We start from the raw sequence: 1,338 nt of genomic DNA on the forward strand, positions 1-1,338 counted from the left end.
ACCGTATCCAGCTCGGCGGCACGCCGGTGGTGCGCAAGGCGATCACCGCCGGCGAGATCGACATCTATCCCGAATACACCGGCAACGCCGCCTTCTTCTTCGAGAAGGCCGACGACCCGGTCTGGAAGGATGCCGCCAAGGCCTATGAAACGGCCAAGAAGCTCGACTACGACGCCAACAAGATCGTCTGGCTGTCGCCGTCGCCCGCAAACAACACCTGGGCGATCGCGCTGCGCAAGGAAGTCGCCGAGACCAACAAGCTCGCCACGCTCACCGACTTCGGCAAATATGTCGCGGGCGGCGGTCAGGTGGTGCTGGCGGCTTCCGCCGAGTTCGTCAATTCGGCGGCTGCACTGCCGGCCTTCCAGACCACCTATGGCTTCACGCTGAAGCCGGACCAACTGATCACTCTCTCGGGCGGCGACACCGCGGCAACCATCGCCGCGGCCGCCAACCAGACCAACGGCGCCAATGCGGCCATGGTCTACGGCACCGATGGCGGCATCGCACCGTCCGGGCTCGTCGTGCTCGACGACGACAAGGGCGTGCAGCCGGTCTACCAGCCGGCGCCGATCATCCGCGAAGCGGTGCTGAAGCAACATCCCGAGATCGAGACGCTGCTGAAGCCGGTCTTCGCCAAGCTCGACCTCGTCACGCTGCAGGAGCTGAATGGTCGCGTGCAGGTCGGCGGCGAGCCGGTCAAGGGCGTCGCCGAGGACTTTTTGAAGAAGAACGGCTTCCTGAAGTAGGACGATTCCGGCGCGCCGCTTTCGTGGCGCGCCGGATCGACTGACGGGGGAGGGCGTGAACATCCGCTTCGACAAGCTCGGCGTGGTCATCGCCGCTATATCAGCCTACGCGGCTTTTGCCGCGCCCTTTGCCACGTTCCGTGCCAACCGCATCGTCCCCGGCCAGGCGCGCTCAATTCTCGAGGCGCTGCCGGCAACCACCGGGACGCTGCTGCTCGTCATGATCGTCGCCGCAGCACTCATCGCGCTGTTCAAGACACCGCTTTCGCTGCGCCTTGCCGCCGGCGTGGTGGCGCTTGCCGCGCTCGCGCTGCTGATCGGCGTCGCCGGAACATTCCTCACGCCGGAGGGCAACACCTTTGCGAGAGTTTCGCCGGCTTCCGGTTTCTGGATTCTGATCTTTGCCTTCACGCTTTTGCTCGCCGATGTGCTGACACGGCTGGACCTGTCGCCATTGGCACGAGTTGGCGTGCTTGCGGTCTCGGCTTTGGCGATCGGGCTGCTGTTGATTTCGGGAAGCTGGGACAATCTGTCGATCCTGAAGGAATATTTCAACCGCGCCGACAGTTTCTGGGCGGAGGGCTCCAAG

1 protein-coding gene and 1 pseudogene are annotated in these 1,338 nt (G+C 64.4%); both read left to right on the forward strand.

Annotated features, from left to right (window positions below):
- Positions 1-749: glycine betaine ABC transporter substrate-binding protein (locus EN932_RS36240; protein ID WP_128369532.1), on the forward strand; the 749-nt coding region annotated here is incomplete at its 5' end.
- A 55-nt stretch (positions 750-804) separates the two neighbouring features.
- Positions 805-1,338 (forward strand): annotated as a pseudogene (locus tag EN932_RS36245) (ABC transporter permease); the annotation flags it as partial.

Origin of the sequence: Mesorhizobium sp. M7A.F.Ca.US.002.01.1.1, from assembly GCF_004022955.1 — a bacterium.
Taxonomy (GTDB): domain Bacteria; phylum Pseudomonadota; class Alphaproteobacteria; order Rhizobiales; family Rhizobiaceae; genus Mesorhizobium; species Mesorhizobium ciceri.